The organism is Geothrix sp. SG200 (assembly GCF_022808935.1).
Classification (GTDB): domain Bacteria; phylum Acidobacteriota; class Holophagae; order Holophagales; family Holophagaceae; genus Geothrix; species Geothrix alkalitolerans.
In genome coordinates, this window is sequence record NZ_JAKZFR010000004.1 from 174,153 (window position 1) to 189,869 (window position 15,717).

The 15,717-nt window shown below is 69.8% G+C and carries 13 protein-coding genes; 7 read left to right on the top strand and 6 right to left on the bottom strand.

Going from position 1 to position 15,717, the window contains the following annotated elements; all coding sequences use genetic code 11:
- Positions 1 to 4 precede the first annotated feature (4 nt).
- Genes ML539_RS10020 through ML539_RS10030 form a run of 3 tightly spaced genes read left to right on the top strand, consistent with a single transcriptional unit; the run spans position 5 to position 2,072 of the window.
- Positions 5 to 448: a hypothetical protein gene (locus ML539_RS10020; protein ID WP_243323111.1), complete on the top strand. Its 444-nt coding sequence runs from the start codon at positions 5 to 7 to the stop codon at positions 446 to 448.
- Entirely contained in the window at positions 448 to 1,674 is a 1,227-nt protein-coding gene (glp, locus tag ML539_RS10025; protein WP_243323112.1) for a gephyrin-like molybdotransferase Glp, read from the top strand. Before ML539_RS10020 ends, glp begins: the two co-directional genes overlap by 1 nt.
- Before the next feature lie 11 nt (positions 1,675 to 1,685).
- Positions 1,686 to 2,072, top strand: coding sequence for a DUF488 family protein (locus ML539_RS10030; protein WP_243323120.1), 387 nt, complete (start codon positions 1,686 to 1,688; stop codon positions 2,070 to 2,072).
- Here ML539_RS10030 and ML539_RS10035 read toward each other — a convergent pair.
- Entirely contained in the window at positions 2,062 to 3,261 is a 1,200-nt protein-coding gene (locus ML539_RS10035; RefSeq protein WP_243323122.1) for an amidohydrolase family protein, read from the bottom strand. The genes ML539_RS10030 and ML539_RS10035 overlap by 11 nt on opposite strands.
- 42 nt (positions 3,262 to 3,303) lie before the next feature.
- Between ML539_RS10035 and ML539_RS10040 the strand changes: the two genes are divergently transcribed.
- The 3 genes from ML539_RS10040 to ML539_RS10050 all read left to right on the top strand — a co-directional run bounded on the left by ML539_RS10040 (position 3,304) and on the right by ML539_RS10050 (position 7,021).
- Positions 3,304 to 4,710, top strand: coding sequence for an MFS transporter (locus ML539_RS10040; protein WP_243323132.1), 1,407 nt, complete (start codon positions 3,304 to 3,306; stop codon positions 4,708 to 4,710).
- Between the two features lie 157 nt (positions 4,711 to 4,867).
- Complete coding sequence (locus ML539_RS10045) at positions 4,868 to 6,010, top strand: homogentisate 1,2-dioxygenase (protein ID WP_243323147.1); 1,143 nt, start codon at positions 4,868 to 4,870, stop codon at positions 6,008 to 6,010.
- 111 nt (positions 6,011 to 6,121) lie between these two features.
- Positions 6,122 to 7,021: a mechanosensitive ion channel family protein gene (locus ML539_RS10050; RefSeq protein ID WP_243323149.1), complete on the top strand. Its 900-nt coding sequence runs from the start codon at positions 6,122 to 6,124 to the stop codon at positions 7,019 to 7,021.
- Here the strand turns inward: ML539_RS10050 and ML539_RS10055 are convergent.
- The 4 genes from ML539_RS10055 to ML539_RS10070 form a co-directional block, all read right to left on the bottom strand.
- A complete protein-coding gene (locus tag ML539_RS10055) occupies positions 7,018 to 10,119 on the bottom strand; it encodes a PAS domain-containing protein (RefSeq protein ID WP_279341600.1) in 3,102 nt (1,033 codons plus the stop codon). The two genes, ML539_RS10050 and ML539_RS10055, sit on opposite strands and share 4 nt — an antisense overlap.
- A 65-nt stretch (positions 10,120 to 10,184) precedes the next feature.
- Complete coding sequence (locus tag ML539_RS10060) at positions 10,185 to 11,045, bottom strand: flavin reductase family protein (RefSeq protein WP_243323151.1); 861 nt, start codon at positions 11,043 to 11,045, stop codon at positions 10,185 to 10,187.
- Positions 11,042 to 12,076 (bottom strand): proline iminopeptidase-family hydrolase, encoded by a 1,035-nt coding sequence (locus ML539_RS10065; RefSeq protein ID WP_243323160.1) that lies wholly within the window; start codon positions 12,074 to 12,076, stop codon positions 11,042 to 11,044. Before ML539_RS10065 ends, ML539_RS10060 begins: the two co-directional genes overlap by 4 nt.
- 26 nt (positions 12,077 to 12,102) lie before the next feature.
- Entirely contained in the window at positions 12,103 to 13,122 is a 1,020-nt protein-coding gene (locus tag ML539_RS10070; protein WP_243323162.1) for a fumarylacetoacetate hydrolase family protein, read from the bottom strand.
- 94 nt (positions 13,123 to 13,216) lie between these two features.
- Between ML539_RS10070 and ML539_RS10075 the strand changes: the two genes are divergently transcribed.
- Positions 13,217 to 14,113, top strand: a complete 897-nt coding sequence (locus ML539_RS10075; RefSeq protein ID WP_243323170.1) for an MBL fold metallo-hydrolase — start codon at positions 13,217 to 13,219, stop codon at positions 14,111 to 14,113.
- A gap of 234 nt (positions 14,114 to 14,347) precedes the next feature.
- Here the strand turns inward: ML539_RS10075 and bioA are convergent, their stop codons facing one another.
- On the bottom strand, positions 14,348 to 15,706 hold the full coding sequence (bioA, locus tag ML539_RS10080) for an adenosylmethionine--8-amino-7-oxononanoate transaminase (RefSeq protein ID WP_243323172.1): 1,359 nt from the start codon (positions 15,704 to 15,706) through the stop codon (positions 14,348 to 14,350).
- Positions 15,707 to 15,717: the final 11 nt, after the last annotated feature.

Here is a 15,717-nt window from a genome sequence, read left to right on the forward strand (position 1 = left end):
AGGGATGGATGACAGGCGCGCGGACAAGCCGGCCCCTCGCACCCTCCGGGCGCGGCTCTTCCCGGAGCGCCCCCGGTTCTTCCCCTGGGCGCGGCCGGTCCAGCTGGTCCTGCGGAGCGTCCACATCGCAGCCATGGCCCTGGTGGTGGGGGCGCTCCCCTTCGGTGCCAGCCACGAGGCCCTGCGGACCCCCATCTCCCTCACGGTGGCCAGCGGCGCCCTCCTCTTCGCCATCGACCTGGCCCGGGACATGGGCATTCTCGTGCAGGGCAGCGGCGTGGCCGTGCTGCTGAAGCTGGCCCTGCTGGGCGCGGGCCTCCTGCAACCCGCCCACCGCCTGCCCTGGTACCTGGCCGCCACCCTGGTGGCCTCGGTGGGATCCCACATGACCGGGAGCTGGCGCCACTTCTCCTTCGTCCAGTGGAAAGTCCTGAGGTACCCCGACTGATGCCGACCCCCGCTGAAGCCCTCGCCCTGATTCTCGAGCGCGTGGCGCCTCTGCCCCCGCGGCAGGTGTCGCTCCCCGAGGCCCTGGGCCTGGCCGCCGCCGAGGCTCTCGCCTCCGAGGAACAGGTGCCTCCCTTCACCAACTCCGCCATGGACGGCTACGCCGTGCGGGCCGAGGATCTGGCTGCCGCCTCGACGGCACAAGCCATCCGCCTGCGCGTGCTGGGAGACCTGGCGGCCGGCGCCACGCCGGACCAGGCTGTGGTACCTGGCACGGCCTGGCGCATCATGACTGGCGCGCCCCTGCCTGAGGGGGCCGACACGGTGGTCCCCGTGGAGGACACGACCCGCGGCCAGGACTGGGTGGAGGTCTGCGCCCCCCTCCGACGGGGCGTCCACGTGCGCCACGCCGGCGAGGACATCCAGGCGGGGCGGTCCCTGCTGGTGCCTGGCCGCGCCCTGCGCCCCGGCGACCTGGGCGTGCTGGCGGCCGTGGGGATGTCCGCCGTGCCCGCGCATCCACGGGCGCGGGTGGCGGTGCTCACCACGGGTGACGAGCTGGTGGACGCTTCGGAGCGGCCCGGCCCCGGCCAGATCCGCGACGCGAACATCCACTCGATCCGCGCCCAGGTGGCGGCCTGCGGGGCGATTCCCGCGCCCTTCCCCCGGGTTCGGGACGACCGCGCCACGCTCACCGCCGCCCTGCGCGAGGCGCTGACGGCCGATGCCGTCCTCACCACCGGCGGCATCTCCGTGGGCGACTACGACTTCGTGAAGCCCATCCTGGAGGAGCTGGGCGCGCGCCGCGTCTTTTGGAAGGTGGCCCAGAAGCCCGGCGGTCCGCTGGGGTTCTGGATGCTGGGCGGGAAGCCCATCTTCGGCCTCCCGGGCAATCCCGTGGCCGCCATGCTCATGGTGGAGGAGTACGTGCGGCCCGCCCTGCGGCGCCTCATGGGCTTCACGGTGCTGCACCGCCCCGTGGCGGAGGCGGTGCTGGAGGACGGCTGGCGCGGCAAGGCCGGCGATCGCCGCACCACCTTCCTGCGCGTGGTGGCCCGCCACGATGGCGGCCAGCTCCGGGCGCGGCTCACGGGCCCCCAGGGCTCGGCCATCCTCTCGTCCATGCTCGAGGCCAACGCCCTGGCCGTCGTCCCGCCCGGCGTGGACCGCGTGGAACCGGGTGGTACCGTGACGCTGCACCTCACCGAGCTGGCGGAAGATCACTGAAGGAGGCAGCCATGGCCATCCGCGTGGTGCGACTGGGAGCGCCGAGGGCGCCGGGCGAGGGCCTGCGGATCGGCACGGTGCGCCGGCCGCCCCGGGGCGTGCCCAAGGCGGAGTTCGCATCCCGGGACTTCTACGATGTGTGGATGCCCGAGGCGGCGCCCAGCGAGGAGCTGGTGAAGCAGGCCCAGGGCGCCGAAAGCGACAGGGACTGGGCTGCCTTCAAGAAGAAGTACCGGGCGGAGATGGGCCACCCCGAGAAGGCCCGGCTCCTGGACCTGCTGGCGGCCCTGTCGCACGGGACGGACCTGGCCGTGGGCTGCTACTGCGAGGACGAAGCGCGCTGCCACCGGTCCGTGCTGCGGGAGCTCCTGGCGGAGCGGGGCGCCCTCATCCGCTGAGGGCGACGGGATCACGCTGGAACACGCCGGGGGCGAAGCGCCTCCCCGTGCGGGGATTCCGCAGGGTGCGCTTGAGCACGAAGTCGAAGAGGAGCGGGTTGGCCTGCCAGATCTCGTTGAGGGCCCTCCGCTCGGCGCGCGTGATGAGCTTCAACGCCACGAGGCGGCGGGTCCAGATGACCAGATCCACACCCGGCAGGGGATAGTCGCTGCCGTTGAGCAGGCGGTCATCCAGGTCGCGGGCCAGCAGAGTCATCAGTGGGCGCGGCAGGCGGTTGACCTGGGTGATGGCCGAGAGGTCGCCGTAGAGGCGACCGCGGTACTTAGGATCGTCCATCAGCCGCAGGAACAGCTCGAAGTTCGAGGCCGCCTTCCCGGGATGGTCCAGATCCTCGTTGCGGCCCAGGCTGGCGCAGTGGGCCACGATCACCGTGACCCCCAGGTCCAGGGGGCGGCGCAGGCGCAGCGGATTGCCGAGGGCCTGGGCGCCCTTCACGGCCACGGCCTTCTCCTCGCCGGCGTGGGTGAGAAGGACCACGCCCAGCTCCTTCATGCGGCGGTAGAAGGCGTCGTAGCGGGGATCGGCGGGGTCGATCGCCTGGGCGTTGGGAAGCCACTTGAGCAGGCGGACGCCCTTGGCGGCGCAGGCCTCCAGTTCCTGGATGGCGTCCTTCCGGGCGGGGTGGATGGAGGCGACAGGAACGAAGACATCCGGGTATCGGGCGGCGGCGTCCAGGACGTAGGCATTCGGCACGTGGAATTCCGTGCGGGCCGGGTCCGGCGTCCCGTCCGGGTGGTAGGCCCGGTCCATGGCCAGTAGGTAGACCTTCAGGGGCCGCGGGAAGGCCCGGGCGCGGGCGGCCAGGACCTCCAGGTAGTCACGGTCGAAGTGGGCGAGGCCTTTCACGCCGGTGGCCTTCAGGTAGAGGTTCGTCTCCAGGCGCTTGACCGGGTGCCGGGGGCTCAGCTTTTCGGGGTTCACGAAGGTGCCATCGCCGTCCTGCCCAAGGCCGATGGCGTGGACGTGGACATCCACCACGGGATGGTCGGGATCCAGGTCCGCGAAGGCGCGGTCCACGAGACTCTGCGCGGCCGGGGACAGGGGCGGCGCCGCGGCCAGGGAGGCCATGCCCAGGATGAGGGCCAGGGCGAGGCAACATCGGAACCAGCGGGAGGGGCGGGGGGACATCCGCCAGAGATACCAGAATCCGGGGATCGAAGACACCTCGCCATGCGAGACTATCCCGACTCCGAGCCCGACCCCGAGGTATCCATGACCGCCGAGCCCTCCTTCCGCGAGAAGTACGCCTTCCCTGCCAGCTACTGGAACGCCAACCTCACCGAGCTCTTCGAGCGGGCGGCCTACTACTCCATGGCCAGCTTCATCGTCATCTACCTGGGGCGGCTGGGGCTTGGCGACTACTGGCCCAGCACGCTGAACGGGGTGCTCTGGTTCCTCGTCTACTTCCTGCCCATCCTCAGCGGCACCATCGCGGACCAGATCGGCTTCCGGCGCAGCCTGCTCCTGGCCTGCGTGCTGCTGGTGGCCGGCTACTTCCTCATGGGCTACCCCGTGTGGATCGGGGGGCATGTGCTGGCCCTCCAGGCCGGGCGGGAGGTCACGGCGGGGGCCGGCGTGGTGGTGCCAGTCTCCCTGGCCATCCTCCTCGTGGGCATCGGCGGCTCCTTCGTGAAGCCCTGCATCGCGGGCACCGTGCAGCGCACGCACCTGGGCAAGGCCACGCTGGCCTTCGCCATCTTCTACATGGTCATCAACATCGGTAGCGTGTTCGGCCGCCTCACGGCCTTCTTCGTGCGCACCAAGCTCGGCAAGCTCGACACGATCTTCCTGGTGTCCATGGCGGCCTCGGTGCTGGCCTTCCTCGTGGTGGCGCTGCTCTACCGGGACCCCGAATCCGCCGCGGATCCGGCCAAGCCCAAGCGCAGCATCCCCGAAATCCTCCTGGGCATGTTCAAGGTGCTGGGCAGCGGCCGCTTTGCCCTGTTCCTGCTGGTGAGCAGCGGCTTCTACTTCATCTACAACCAGGTCTACAACGTGCTGCCCCTCTACGTGAAGAAGACCGTGGAGCTGAGCCCGGCCATGGACCTCTACACCATGGCGAACCCCGTCACCATCGTGCTGTTCCAGCTCCTCATCACCAAGCTCTTCGGCAAGCTGCCCCCCATCAAGTCCATCATCGTGGGCACGGTGATCATCGGCCTCTCCATGCTCATCAATGTGGCGCCCCTCTTCATGGCGGGCGGCGTCACCGCCCGGGTGCTGCTGCCCGTGGGCAGCCTCTTCATCGTGATGACCGTGGCCCTCATCGCCTTCGGCGAGCTGTTCGCCTCCAGCCGCCTCTACGAGTACATCGGCTCCCTGGCGCCGAAGGGCCAGGAGGGCCTCTTCCTGGGCTACGCCAACCTGCCCATGGCCATCGGCAGCCTCGTGGGCGGCCCCGCCGGCGCCTGGCTCTTCAACCAGGTCATGTGCGCCGGCGCCGTGACGCAGCCTGACGGCCTCCTGAAGCTCGACCCCAAGGCCGCCGCCACCGGCTGGATCATCCTCACCCTCTTCGGCCTGGGCAGCGCGCTCAGCCTGTGGATCTACAACCGCTGGTTGCAGAAACAGGGCTGAAAGAAAAAGAACTGAAATAAGCGGAGGGACACGGAGGAACAGAGGAAAGCGGAGAAAGACAGGCTGATCTTTTCCTTTGCTCTCCTCCGCCCCTCTGCTCTCCTCCGCTTATTGAATTCTTTTTGAGAGATAATGGACCCTCGTCCCCGAGGTTCCCATGTCCAAGAAGGAAACGCCGCTCTTCCCTTTGCGCAAGGGGCTCCACACGCGCCAGGCGCACGTGGACCTGCCCGCGGGCACGTTCGAGGAGGAGCACGCGCGCAACGGGTTCTTCGGGCGCACCACGCACCTCTACCGCCTGCATCCCGTGACGGACTGGACGCGCATCGAAGGTCCCCTGCGGCCCCACAGCTACGACCTGAACGGGCTGAAGCCCTCTGCCGATGAGGCCGTGCGCGCCTCCATGTTCGGCTCCACGGAGCCAGCATTTGCCCCCGTCTGCATCCTCCACAACGCGGATGTGGCCCTGCACTGGGTGGCGCCCTCGAGCATGGACTTCTTCTACCGCAACGCCGACGGCGACGACGTCTACTACATCCACGGCGGCGCCGGGAAGCTGGAGACCACCTTCGGCGCCATCCACTACGCCACCGGCGACTACCTGGTGATCCCGCGTGGCACCACCTACCGCTTCCTGCCTTCAGAAGGCGACCAGCGCTACCTGCTCATCGAGAGCGCGAGCGAGGTCACCATCCCCGACCGCAACCAGCTGGGGCCCAATGCCATCTTCGATCCCGCCATGGTGGACACCCCGGAGCTGGAGCCCTACGACGCTACTGCCCGCGAATGGGCCGTCCACATCAAGCGCGAGAATCAGATCACGAAGGTCTTCTACCCTTTCAACCCGCTGGATGTGGTGGGCTGGAAGGGCGACCTCACGGTCTGGCGCATCAACGTGAAGGACATCCGGCCCGTGCTGAGCGCCCGCTACCACCTGCCGCCCAGCGCGCACTCCACTTTCATCGCGAACAACTTCGTCATCTGCTCCTTCCTGCCCCGGCCCTTCGAGGAGGAGGAGGGCGCAATGCGCGTGCCCTTCTACCACTCCAACATCGACTACGACGAGGTGCTGTTCTACTCGGCGGGCCACTTCTTCTCGAGGGACGGTATCGGCGCGGGCATGGTGACCTGGCACCCCCAGGGCATCCACCACGGACCCCACCCCAAGGCCATCCCCCTCAGCCGCACCAAGGAGCGTACGGACGAGGTGGCCGTCATGGTGGACACTTTCCGGCCCCTGAAGGCCACGCCGGCGGCAGGGCTGGTGGAGAATCTCAACTACTGGGCGTCCTGGAAGTAGGGGGGTGCGTTCCCTCACAAGCGTGATTCGCGCCCTGTGGGGCCCCGCTCCAGGCGCTCCCCCGGAGCGCCTTCCGCGACCCACATGGTTGCGAGGAAGTAGACTGGTGAGGTGATCGCTCTCTTCCTTCAGCCCCTGATCAGGACCGAAGTCCGGCGCTTCGACCATTTCATGGCGTGGATGGACCGGGTGGGCTGGTCGCGCGCGGAGCACCTGCTCATGGTCGGCGCGGCCTGCCTGGCCATCCTGTGGAGCGTGAAGCTGGTGTCCCGCGCCGTGCGCCGGGCCGTGGACGACGGGAACGAGGAGGTGACCTCGGACGCCGAGCGCCGGGCGGAGACCCTGGGCTCCGTGCTCAACAACACCGCCCGGGTGCTGGCGGTGGTCTTCTTCCTCCTGATGTCGCTCCAGGAGTTCGGCGTCAACATCGGCCCCCTGGTGGCCGGCGCCGGCATCGCGGGCGTGGCCCTGGGTTTCGGGGCCCAGAGCCTGGTGAAGGACGTCATCAGCGGATTCTTCCTCCTCATGGAGAACCAGTTCGGCGTGGGCGACATCATCAGTGTGGACGAGAAGCATACGGGCGCGGTGGAGCGCATGACCCTGCGGGTGACCCAGATCCGCGATGCCGAGGGCAAGGCCCACTTCATCCCCAACGGTTCCGTGGTCCGCGTCGTGGTGCTCTCCAAGGAGTACGCCCGGGCCCAGGTGGATGTGGGCGTGGGCTACGGCACGGACATCGACGCGGCCATTGCGCTGCTGGCGCGCATCGGCCAGGACCTGGCCGAGGCCTGGCCCGATCGCGTGCTGGAACCCACCCAGGTGCTCGGTGTGGAAGCGCTGGGGGACAGCGCCGTGACCCTGCGGACCCTCACCAAGACCGCCCCGGCCAAGCAGTGGGAGGTGGCGCGGGAGCTGCGCCGCCGCATCCTCATGGCCTTCCGCGAGGCCGGCATCGATATCCCCTATCCCCAGCGGGTGATCCACCACCGGGGCGGGGCATCGGAAGCCTAGGAGGCCAGGGCCTTCTGGAGGGCGGCGCGGAGGTCGTCGAGGGTGTAGGGCTTCTGCAGGAAGCCGGCCAGCCCCCGCCCCAGCAGCAACCGGGTGGACTCCTGCTCGTTGTAGCCGCTGCTGAGGATCACCCGGAGGTCCGGCCGGATCCTCCGCATGGCCTCGAAGGCGTCGCGCCCGTCCATGCGGGGCATGGTCAGGTCCATGAGCACCAGATCGATGGCCTCCGGTGCCGCCTCCAGGCGCGCCACCGCCGCGAGTCCATCCTCGGCGGTGACGATGTCGAGGCCCATGGAGGCCAAGGCGGCGCCGATGGTCTGCAGGACAGCAGGCTCGTCGTCGACCAGCAGGATGGTGCCTTCCAGGCGGACCTCGCCCTGGCCGTTCCTGGCCGGCTCGGCCAGCGGGCTGCCGGACGAGGCGGGGAAGTAGGCCTTGAAGGTGGAGCCCCGACCCACCTCGCTGGAGACCTGCAGGCCCGCGCGGTGGCCCTTCAGGATGCCGAGCATGGCGGAGAGGCCCAGGCCCCGGCCGGTGGCCTTGGTGGTGAAGAAGGGGTCGAAGATCCGGGCCATCACCTCGGGGCTCATGCCCTGCCCGGTGTCGCCCACTTCCAGGGTGACGTAGGGCCCCGGCAGGAGGGACTGCGTGGGGAAGGTGGCCGCGATGCCGGCCGCTTCGAGCTCGGCGGCGCCCGTGCGGATGGAGATGGTGCCCTCCTCGTCCCCCAGGGCGTCCGAGGCATTGGTCACCAGGTTCATGATCACCTGCTGGAGCTGGGTGCCGTCGGCTTCCAGCGGGGGGAGCCCCTCCGGAAGGTCGAGCCGCAGGCTGGCCTTCTTGGAGATGGACACCCGGAGCAGGTGGGTCATCTCGGAGACCACCAGGTTCAGGTCGTGGAGCGACACCACGAAGCGCCCCTTGCCCGAGTAGGCGAGCATCTGCTTGGTGAGGTCGGAGGCCTTGAGGACGGCCTTCTCGGCGCTCCCCAGGAAGGGGACGGCGGGGGAGGCGGGATCCAGGCTGGCCTGGGCGATGTTGAGGTTTCCCAGGATCGCCGTGAGCAGGTTGTTGAAGTCGTGCGCGATGCCGCCCGCCAGCACCCCGAGGCTCTCCAGCTTCTGGGCCTGCTGGATCTGGGCCTCCAGCTGGCGGCGCTGCGCCTCGGCCTGGTGCCGCTCGGTGATGTCCGTGCTGATGCCCACGATCCGGTGGATCCGCCCTTCGGCATTCCGGATGGGCACCAGCAGGGTCTGGAAGTGCCGCAGGCCGTGACCGAGGTCCGCGGATTCCTCGTAGGTGATCGGTCGGCCCGCCTCCAGGCAGCGTCGGTAGTTGGCGGAAATCGTGTCGGCGAGGGGACCCGGGAGCCAGTCCTCCAGGGGGCGGCCGACGATCTCCTGGGCAGGCCGCCCCAGGGTCCTGGCCTGGGCGGGGTTGAGGCTCTCCACGATGAATGGGCCGTGCTCCGGCACGCCGATCCAGAAGATGGCATCCGGGGAGTTCTCGAAGAGGCCCTGGTAGCGGGCCTCCGCATCGCGCAGGGCGGCCTCGGCGGCCTTCCGGGCCTCGACATCCCGGGCCGCCACCAGCAGCCGGTCCTGGCCGCTCACCTGCGCCCGGCGCATGTTCACTTCCACCCAGAAGGAGCGGCCCGAGCGGTGGCGCCCGCGCCACTCGAAGACCTGGGGTGTTCCCGACGCGGCGCGACGGATCCAGGCCAGCGCCTCGGCCTGGGTGTAGGGAGGGATGTCCTCGCTGAAGGTGGACACCGGGATCTGGCGGAACTCCTCGGGCGTGTAGCCGTACATCTCCGTGGCGCGTGCGTTCGCCTCGAGGATGGCCCCGGTCTCGAGGTCGTGGACGAAGAGGGCGTCGTTCACGGCGTCGAACAGGTTGCGCAGGGTCTGCTCGCCCTGGCGAAGGACCTCTTCGGTCCGCTTCCGGTCGGTCACGTCCCGCCGGATGCCGAAGTGGCCGAGGATCCGATGGCTGGCGTCGAAGAAGCAGATGCAGTCCCACTCGATCCAACGCGGCTCCCCGCCGGGCCAGGTCTCCAGGAGCTCCCGGCGCAGGTGTCCCTGGGCCAGCAGCTCCCGCGTGTCCGATTCCGCCTGGTCGGGAGCACCCCGGTAGAGATCCCGGAAGGTCCAGGCCGCCAGGTTCCCCTCGGGCACACCCAGCTGCTCCGCCAGGGCAGGGTTGGTGCGGGTGAGGCGCTGCCGGTCGAGGGCTGCGGCCACGGCGGCCTCGCGGTCTGTCCCCTCCTCCCAGGCCAGGGGCTCGTCCAGCATCGCGATGTAGTAGGCGTCCCGGGAGCGGGCGAAGAAGAGGTCCAGGCGTCGCTCGCTCTCCCGGAGGGCGACCTCGGCCCGATTGCGCTCGGTCATGTCCTCGGTGAGGCCGATGCCGCCCACCACCCGCCCCTCGGCGTCCTTGATGGGGTAGGTGAGCAGCCGGGACACCACCCGCCGCTGACCCGTGACGGAGAGGTACTCGCCCACGGTCTCGCCGAGCCGGCCCTCCAGGGCATCCTGGATGGCCTGGCGCACGCCGGGATGGACGACCCGCTCCGCCATGGAGAAGGAGGAGAGGGTGCGGCGATCGGCCCCCACCAGATCCAGGAAGGCCTGGTTGCACTCCTGGAGGACCGCGCGGGTGTCGAAGTGGAAGATGCCGATGGGGGCTTCGTTGAAGATGATCCGGTAGTGCTCCTCGCTGGCCCGGAGGGCGGCCTCCGCAGCCTGGCGGGCCTGCTCCCGGGCCAGGAGGGTGGCCTCCATGGCCTCGAAGGCCTGGGCGAGGCGCCCGATCTCGTGGTCCGGATGGGCCAGCCCGGTGGACTGACCGAGCTCCCCGCGCGCCACCCGGTCGAGGTGGTCGGCCAGGGACCGGAGCGGAGCCAGGAGGAGGCGCTGACCCATCCCCCAGCCCACCAGGACCGCCGCCCCCGCGGCCACGGCCAGGACGGCCAGGCTCTGCCCCAGGGTGAGCTGGGCCGGGCCGGTGACCAGGATGATGACCAGCGACGGCCCCACGGCCAGGGCCACCAGCAGGAGGAGGTGGAACCGGAGGGAGCGGGTGGCGGGGGTCGGCATGGAGGTGAATCCGGGGGCTGTATCGGCCCTTGGGGGGGAAGACCCAAATCCCGTGGGGGAGGTTCCTAGCCGCTCCGGAGCCGGAGGGCGGCCAGGCGCCAGGCCTCGTCCAGGTCGCTCCGGGCCAGGGCAGCCTGCAGTGCGCGTTCGAGGGCGTCCGGGGCCTCGGGGTCGCCGGGGTGCCGGGCCATGGCGGCGAGGTCCGGCAGGCCGGGGCTGTTGGCCAGCTGGCCCAGGTCGTTGGCCGTGAGGATGCGGCTTTGCTTCAAGACGTCGGGCAGGGCGTCGTAGCCCAGGGGCTTCCCCGCAGGCTTGGGCACCTGGAACACCGCCGCGCCGCTGGCCCGGGTGTAGAAGGCGCCGCCGTTGCGGCCGATGAGGTCCAGCGCGTCCGGGTGGAGGAGGCCGTCCACGAAGCAGTCCTCACGCACGTGGAAGGCCAGCACCTCGCCGATGAGCATGAGGCCGGAACCGGGGCCCGTGCCGAGCTCCACCACCTGCTGCAGGCGGCACTCCATCTGGAAGGGGCTCTCGGCGACCAGGGCGGGCTGTACGAGCCGCGCGGGCAGCGGCGTGAGGCCGCTCTTGGGGAACTCGTCCACGCCATCGGGCCACTCGGCGCTGGCCACGTTCATGGGGTGCAGCATGGCATGGCTCACGGCGGCGATGACGAACTCCCCCGTGGCCACGGCGTTCAGGTAGGTGTGCTTCACCGTGCCGTCCCTTCCACGCCGGTTGGGCGCGAAGGCCACCGTGGGCGGGTTGGAGCCGAAGGCGTTGAAGAAGCTGAAGGGCGACAGGTTCCGCACGCCCTCCTTCGAGACCGTGCTGGCCAGGGCGATGGGCCGCGGCGCCACGCCCCCGCAGAGGAGGGCGTTGGTCTCGATGGGCGTGAGGTCGCCCGGCAGGATCGTGCGCAGGCTCATGATTTCCCGAACCGGACGGTCTTCTGGCCCGCGTCCGCGGCCTTGAGGAAGCGGATGAGGCCCTCGCAGTAGGTGCGCTGGTCGTCCCACATGGACATGTGGCTGCCGTTCGGGCAGAGCAGGAAGCTGCCGTGCTGCACCTGGGTCGAGACCCACTTCATGTGGGCGGGGTCCATGGTGTCGTAGGTGCCGCCGATGACCAGGGTGGGCATGGCGAGCTTCGGCAGGTCGGCCTTGCGGTCCCACTTTTCGAGACGGCCCGAGGCGCCGAACTCGCTGGGGCCTTGCATGAGCACGTAGATGTCGTTGTTGGCGTGGGCATTGGCCCGCTTGACGGCGTCGGGCCACTCGGGGAGCCGGCACAGGTGCTTGGCGTAGAAGTTCGGGATCAGCAGCTCCATGTAGCGGGGGTTCTCGTACTGCCCCTTGGCCTCGAGCTCCTTCACCTCCTTCACCACCGCCGGATCCATCTGCTTGGCCAGCACCTCGCTGGCGTAGCGGTTGTAGTCTGGGATGCTCATCATCATGTTCGAGATGATCAGCCCCTTGAGGTTCGCGCCGTACTTCAGCGCGTATTCCGCGGCCAGGATGCCGCCCCAGGAGTGGCCCAGCAGGTAGAAATTGTCCTTGGTCAGGCCCAGGGCCTTGCGCACCTGCTCGACCTCCTCCACGAAGCGCTCAGTGGTCCAGAGGTCCCGGTCCTTGGGCTGGTCCGAGTAGGCCGAGCCCAGCTGGTCGTAGTAGATGAACTCGATGCCCTGGGCGGGGAGGTAGCCCTCCAGCGACTCGAAGTACTCGTGGGTGGAGCCGGGCCCGCCGTGGAGCAGCAACAGCTTGATGCGCGGGTTGTTCCCGAACCGCTTGGTCCAGACTTTGAAGGTGCCCTTGGGCGTCTGGATGGGGATGAGCTTCACCCCGCCCTCCCGGACCTTGGCGCTGTCCGAGAAGTAGGTCCTCAGGGTGGGCTTCTGCGCGAGGACAGGGCTCGCGACGGCCAGCAGGCCGAGGAAGAAGGCGAGGGCGCGGCGCATGGTGGCTCCTGGGAGGATGAACCAGTCTAGTCCCCGGCCGGGCCAGAGGGCGTGCCGGCATAGAGGTCGGGCAGCATGCCGCCCACCAGGTGGGGGGGCATGCCCGCCAGCCGCTCGGGCACGTGGGTGATGGTGTTCACCAGCCGGCCCAGGCCCTCGATCTCCAGCACCACCTCGTCGCCGGCCTTGAGCCAGAGGTTGTCGGTGACCTTCGAGCCGTTCAGCTCCAATAGGCAGCCCGTCCCCACGGTGCCGCTGCCGATGACCTCACCGGGGTGCATCTGGATGCCGTAGCTGGTGCGCTGGAGGATCTGGGCGAAGGTCCAGTTCATGCTGTCCGCATTCCCATCGGACAGGCGGTGTCCATTCACCTCGCAGGTCATGCGGGCGTGGAGCAGCTCCCCGGCGGGCGTCTTCTCCAGATCCAGCTCGTCCTTGGTCACCAGCCAGGGGCCCAGGCTGGTGGCGAAGTCCTTGCCCTTGCAGGGGCCGAGGGACAGCTTCATCTCCTCTATCTGGAGCATGCGGGCGCTCCAGTCGTTCATCACCAGGTATCCGAAGATGGCGTCGTCAGCCTCCTCCAGCGTGGCGTTCTTCAGGGGGCGACCTGTGACGATGGCCACCTCCAGCTCGAAGTCCAGGCGCGTCAGGTGGTGATCCTGCACCTGCACCTCGCCGGGGCCCGTGACGGCCAGGTGGTTGGTGAAGTAGGTGACGGGGAAGAGGTCGAACTCGGGGATCATGTCGAGGCCGCGGTTGCGGCGGGCCGTGGCCACGTGCTGGCGGAAGGCGTAGCCGTCGCGCATGGAGACGGGCCGGGGGATGGGCGCCAGCAGGCGCACGGTGCCGGGATCCACCAGGGCCTGGGCCGGCGGGGCCGCGGCCAGGGCCCGGGCCAGGGGCATGAGCTCGTCCTGGCGGCGGATGAGGGTCAGCATGTCCACGGCCAGGCGCGGCTCGGCGGCGGCGAAGTCGAGGATGCGGCCGTCCGCCATGACGGCGCCGATCTTCTCCGCGTCGGCCTTCAAGAAAGTCACCAGCTTCATCGGTCGCTCCAGGGCAGGAAACCCAGTCTACAGCTGGAAAAACACGACTCGGGCATCGTCATTCGGGAGGCGCGGGATCCGGTACACTCAGGCCATGCGCGCCCTCCTCCTCGCCACGACCCTCCTCCTGCCGGGAACCGCCATGACGCCCTCTGCCCCCGCGACCGCCACCCGCCTCGAGCCGCTGCGCCTGGGTCGATTGCAGGTGTGGAAGCTGCAGGACGGCCAGATCTCCCTCGCCGCGTCGCTGCTCAAGGGCCTCGACGCCGCCGAGGCGCGGCGGATGCTGGGCGGCAGGGACGCCGCGGACACGCCGGTGAACGCCTTCCTCGTGCGGATGCCGGGCCACACCGTCCTGGTGGATACGGGCATGGGCAAGGATCCCGAGGAGAACTCGGGCCACCTGGAAGCGCAGCTCGCCGCGGCGGGCGTGGCGCCCGCCGACATCGACCTGGTCCTCATCACCCACGAGCACTTCGACCACATCGGCGGGCTGCTGAAGGCCGATGGCACGCGGGCCTTCCCCAGGGCGGTCCTGCGGGTGGCCCGCCGCGAGCACGCCTTCTGGACGGAGGATCCCGCGGGCCTGCCCGAGCGCCTGCGGGACCGGGCGCCGAAGCTGAAGGCTCTCTTCGAGACCTACGGGAAGGCCGGAGCTTTCCGGCCCTTCGAGGACGGCGAGGAACTCGCCCCGGGCCTCCGCGCCCTCCCGGCCCACGGCCATACCGGCGGCCACACGGTCTACGCCTTCACCTCCGAGGGCCGAGAGCTCTGGTGCATCGGCGACCTCATCCACTTCGGGGCGGTGCAGTTCCAGCACCCGGAAGCGGGCGTGGCCTTCGACCTGGACGGGGACCGCGCCGTCAAGGTCCGCCAGGAGCTGTTCCGCGAAGCCGCCCGCCGGCAGGTGGTCCTGGCCGGTTCCCACCTGCCGCGGATCGTGCGGATCGCGCCGAAGGGCACGGGCTACGAAGCCGTGTCAGTGCCCTGATGCTTCCCGACGTCAAGGCAACAAGAAGAACGCGAAGGGCGCTGAGAAATACGCGAAGAGCGCGAAAAACAAGCTCTGGTGTTACAGCATAGGACCTCCGGGCTGCGCATCGCGCGACCTGGGGCCGGAGGCCCGGATGTCCGATGCCGACGCGCCAGCGCGAACTTTCGCGCCCTTCGCTTCCCTTATTCGCGGTCTTCGCGTTCCTCTTTTCAGGCTATGGGTGATGCCGCATCAGAGCAGCTCCAGCAGGGTCTCGGCGGCCTCGCGGATCCGTGCGGGGGGCGTGCTGAGGGGCGGCAGCAGGTAGAGGCAGTCGCCCATGGGGCGCACCAGCAGCCCGTGCTCCAGGGCGCGGCGGTGGAGGCGCCAGCCGAAGCGATCATCGGTCGGGTGGGCCTCGCCGGTGGCGGGATCCACCAGGCGGCAGGCGCCGATGGTTCCCAGCACGCGAGCCTGGCGCACGGCGGGATGGGCGGCCAGGGCCGTGAAGGCTGCCTTCATCGCTTCGTTCAGGGCGGCGGCGTTGGCCAGCACCGGCTCGTCGTCGAAGAGGGCCAGGCTGGCGCAGGCCACGGCGCAGGCGGCGGGGTTGCCGGTGTAGCTGTGGCCGTGGAGGAAGGCCCGTCCCGAGGCGGGTGTGCCCCAGAAGTGGCCGTAGAGCTCCTCGGTGGCCCAGGTCATGGACAAGGGCAAGGTGCCGCCCGTGAGGCCCTTGGAGAGGCAGAGCAGGTCCGGCGCGATGCCGGCTTGTTCACAGGCGAGGAAGGTGCCGGTGCGGCCGAAGCCCGTGGCCACCTCATCGAGGATGAGGTAGACGCCGTGAGCGTCGCACTGGGCGCGCAGCTCCCGCAGCAGCTCCGGCGGCCACATGCGCATGCCTCCGGCGCACTGGATGAGGGGCTCCGCGATGAAGGCGGCCAGGCGCTCGCCGTACGTGGCGAAGAAGGCGGCCATGGCCTGGCGGGCCGCCTCCAGGCGGTCCGGCCATCCATCCAGATCCGGGGCGAGCTCGCAGCGGGGATCCTCGGGCACTTCCAGCCGCTCGCAGGCCAGCAGCAGGGGCCGGAAGAGGCTGGTCATGAAGTTGTCCAGCTCGCCCACGCCCACGGCGCCCAGCGTGTCGCCGTGGTAGCCGCCGCGCAGGGCGCCGAAGCGGTCGCGGCCCTTCTGGCCCCGCTGGAGCTGGGCCTGGAAGGCCATCTTGAGGGCCACCTCCACGGCGGTGCTGCCGTCGTCGGAGAAGAAGGCGCGGGTGAGGTTCTGCGGCAGCTTCGGCCGCAGCCGTACCACCAGCTCCAGGGCGGGCTCGTGGGTGAAGCCGGCGAACATCACATGGTCGAGTTTCGCGGCCTGACGCTCCAGGGCGCTCACCAGCCTCGGGTGGCCGTGGCCGTGGAGGCAGGTCCACCAGCTGGAGACGCCGTCCAGCACCCGCTCTCCGTTGGCCAGAAGCAGGTCGCAGCCCTCCCCGCCGATCACGGGCGCCGGCGGGTCGGCCTCGTGCACCTGCATCTGCGTGAAGGGGTGCCACACATGGGCGCGGTTCAGGGCGAGGCGGTCGGTCCAGTCGGGGGGCAGGGGCGTCGGCATGGCTCCAGTCT

Bases quoted from the DNA above. Each gene is read 5' to 3' on its own strand.
- ML539_RS10020 (WP_243323111.1), top strand. From the start codon at position 5: ATGGATGACAGGCGCGCGGACAAGCCGGCCCCTCGCACCCTCCGGGCG.
- glp (WP_243323112.1), top strand. From the start codon at position 448: ATGCCGACCCCCGCTGAAGCCCTCGCCCTGATTCTCGAGCGCGTGGCG.
- ML539_RS10030 (WP_243323120.1), top strand. From the start codon at position 1,686: ATGGCCATCCGCGTGGTGCGACTGGGAGCGCCGAGGGCGCCGGGCGAG.
- ML539_RS10035 (WP_243323122.1), bottom strand. From the start codon at position 3,261: ATGTCCCCCCGCCCCTCCCGCTGGTTCCGATGTTGCCTCGCCCTGGCC.
- ML539_RS10040 (WP_243323132.1), top strand. From the start codon at position 3,304: ATGCGAGACTATCCCGACTCCGAGCCCGACCCCGAGGTATCCATGACC.
- ML539_RS10045 (WP_243323147.1), top strand. From the start codon at position 4,868: ATGTCCAAGAAGGAAACGCCGCTCTTCCCTTTGCGCAAGGGGCTCCAC.
- ML539_RS10055 (WP_279341600.1), bottom strand. From the start codon at position 10,119: ATGCCGACCCCCGCCACCCGCTCCCTCCGGTTCCACCTCCTCCTGCTG.
- ML539_RS10060 (WP_243323151.1), bottom strand. From the start codon at position 11,045: ATGAGCCTGCGCACGATCCTGCCGGGCGACCTCACGCCCATCGAGACC.
- ML539_RS10065 (WP_243323160.1), bottom strand. From the start codon at position 12,076: ATGCGCCGCGCCCTCGCCTTCTTCCTCGGCCTGCTGGCCGTCGCGAGC.
- ML539_RS10070 (WP_243323162.1), bottom strand. From the start codon at position 13,122: ATGAAGCTGGTGACTTTCTTGAAGGCCGACGCGGAGAAGATCGGCGCC.
- ML539_RS10075 (WP_243323170.1), top strand. From the start codon at position 13,217: ATGCGCGCCCTCCTCCTCGCCACGACCCTCCTCCTGCCGGGAACCGCC.
- bioA (WP_243323172.1), bottom strand. From the start codon at position 15,706: ATGCCGACGCCCCTGCCCCCCGACTGGACCGACCGCCTCGCCCTGAAC.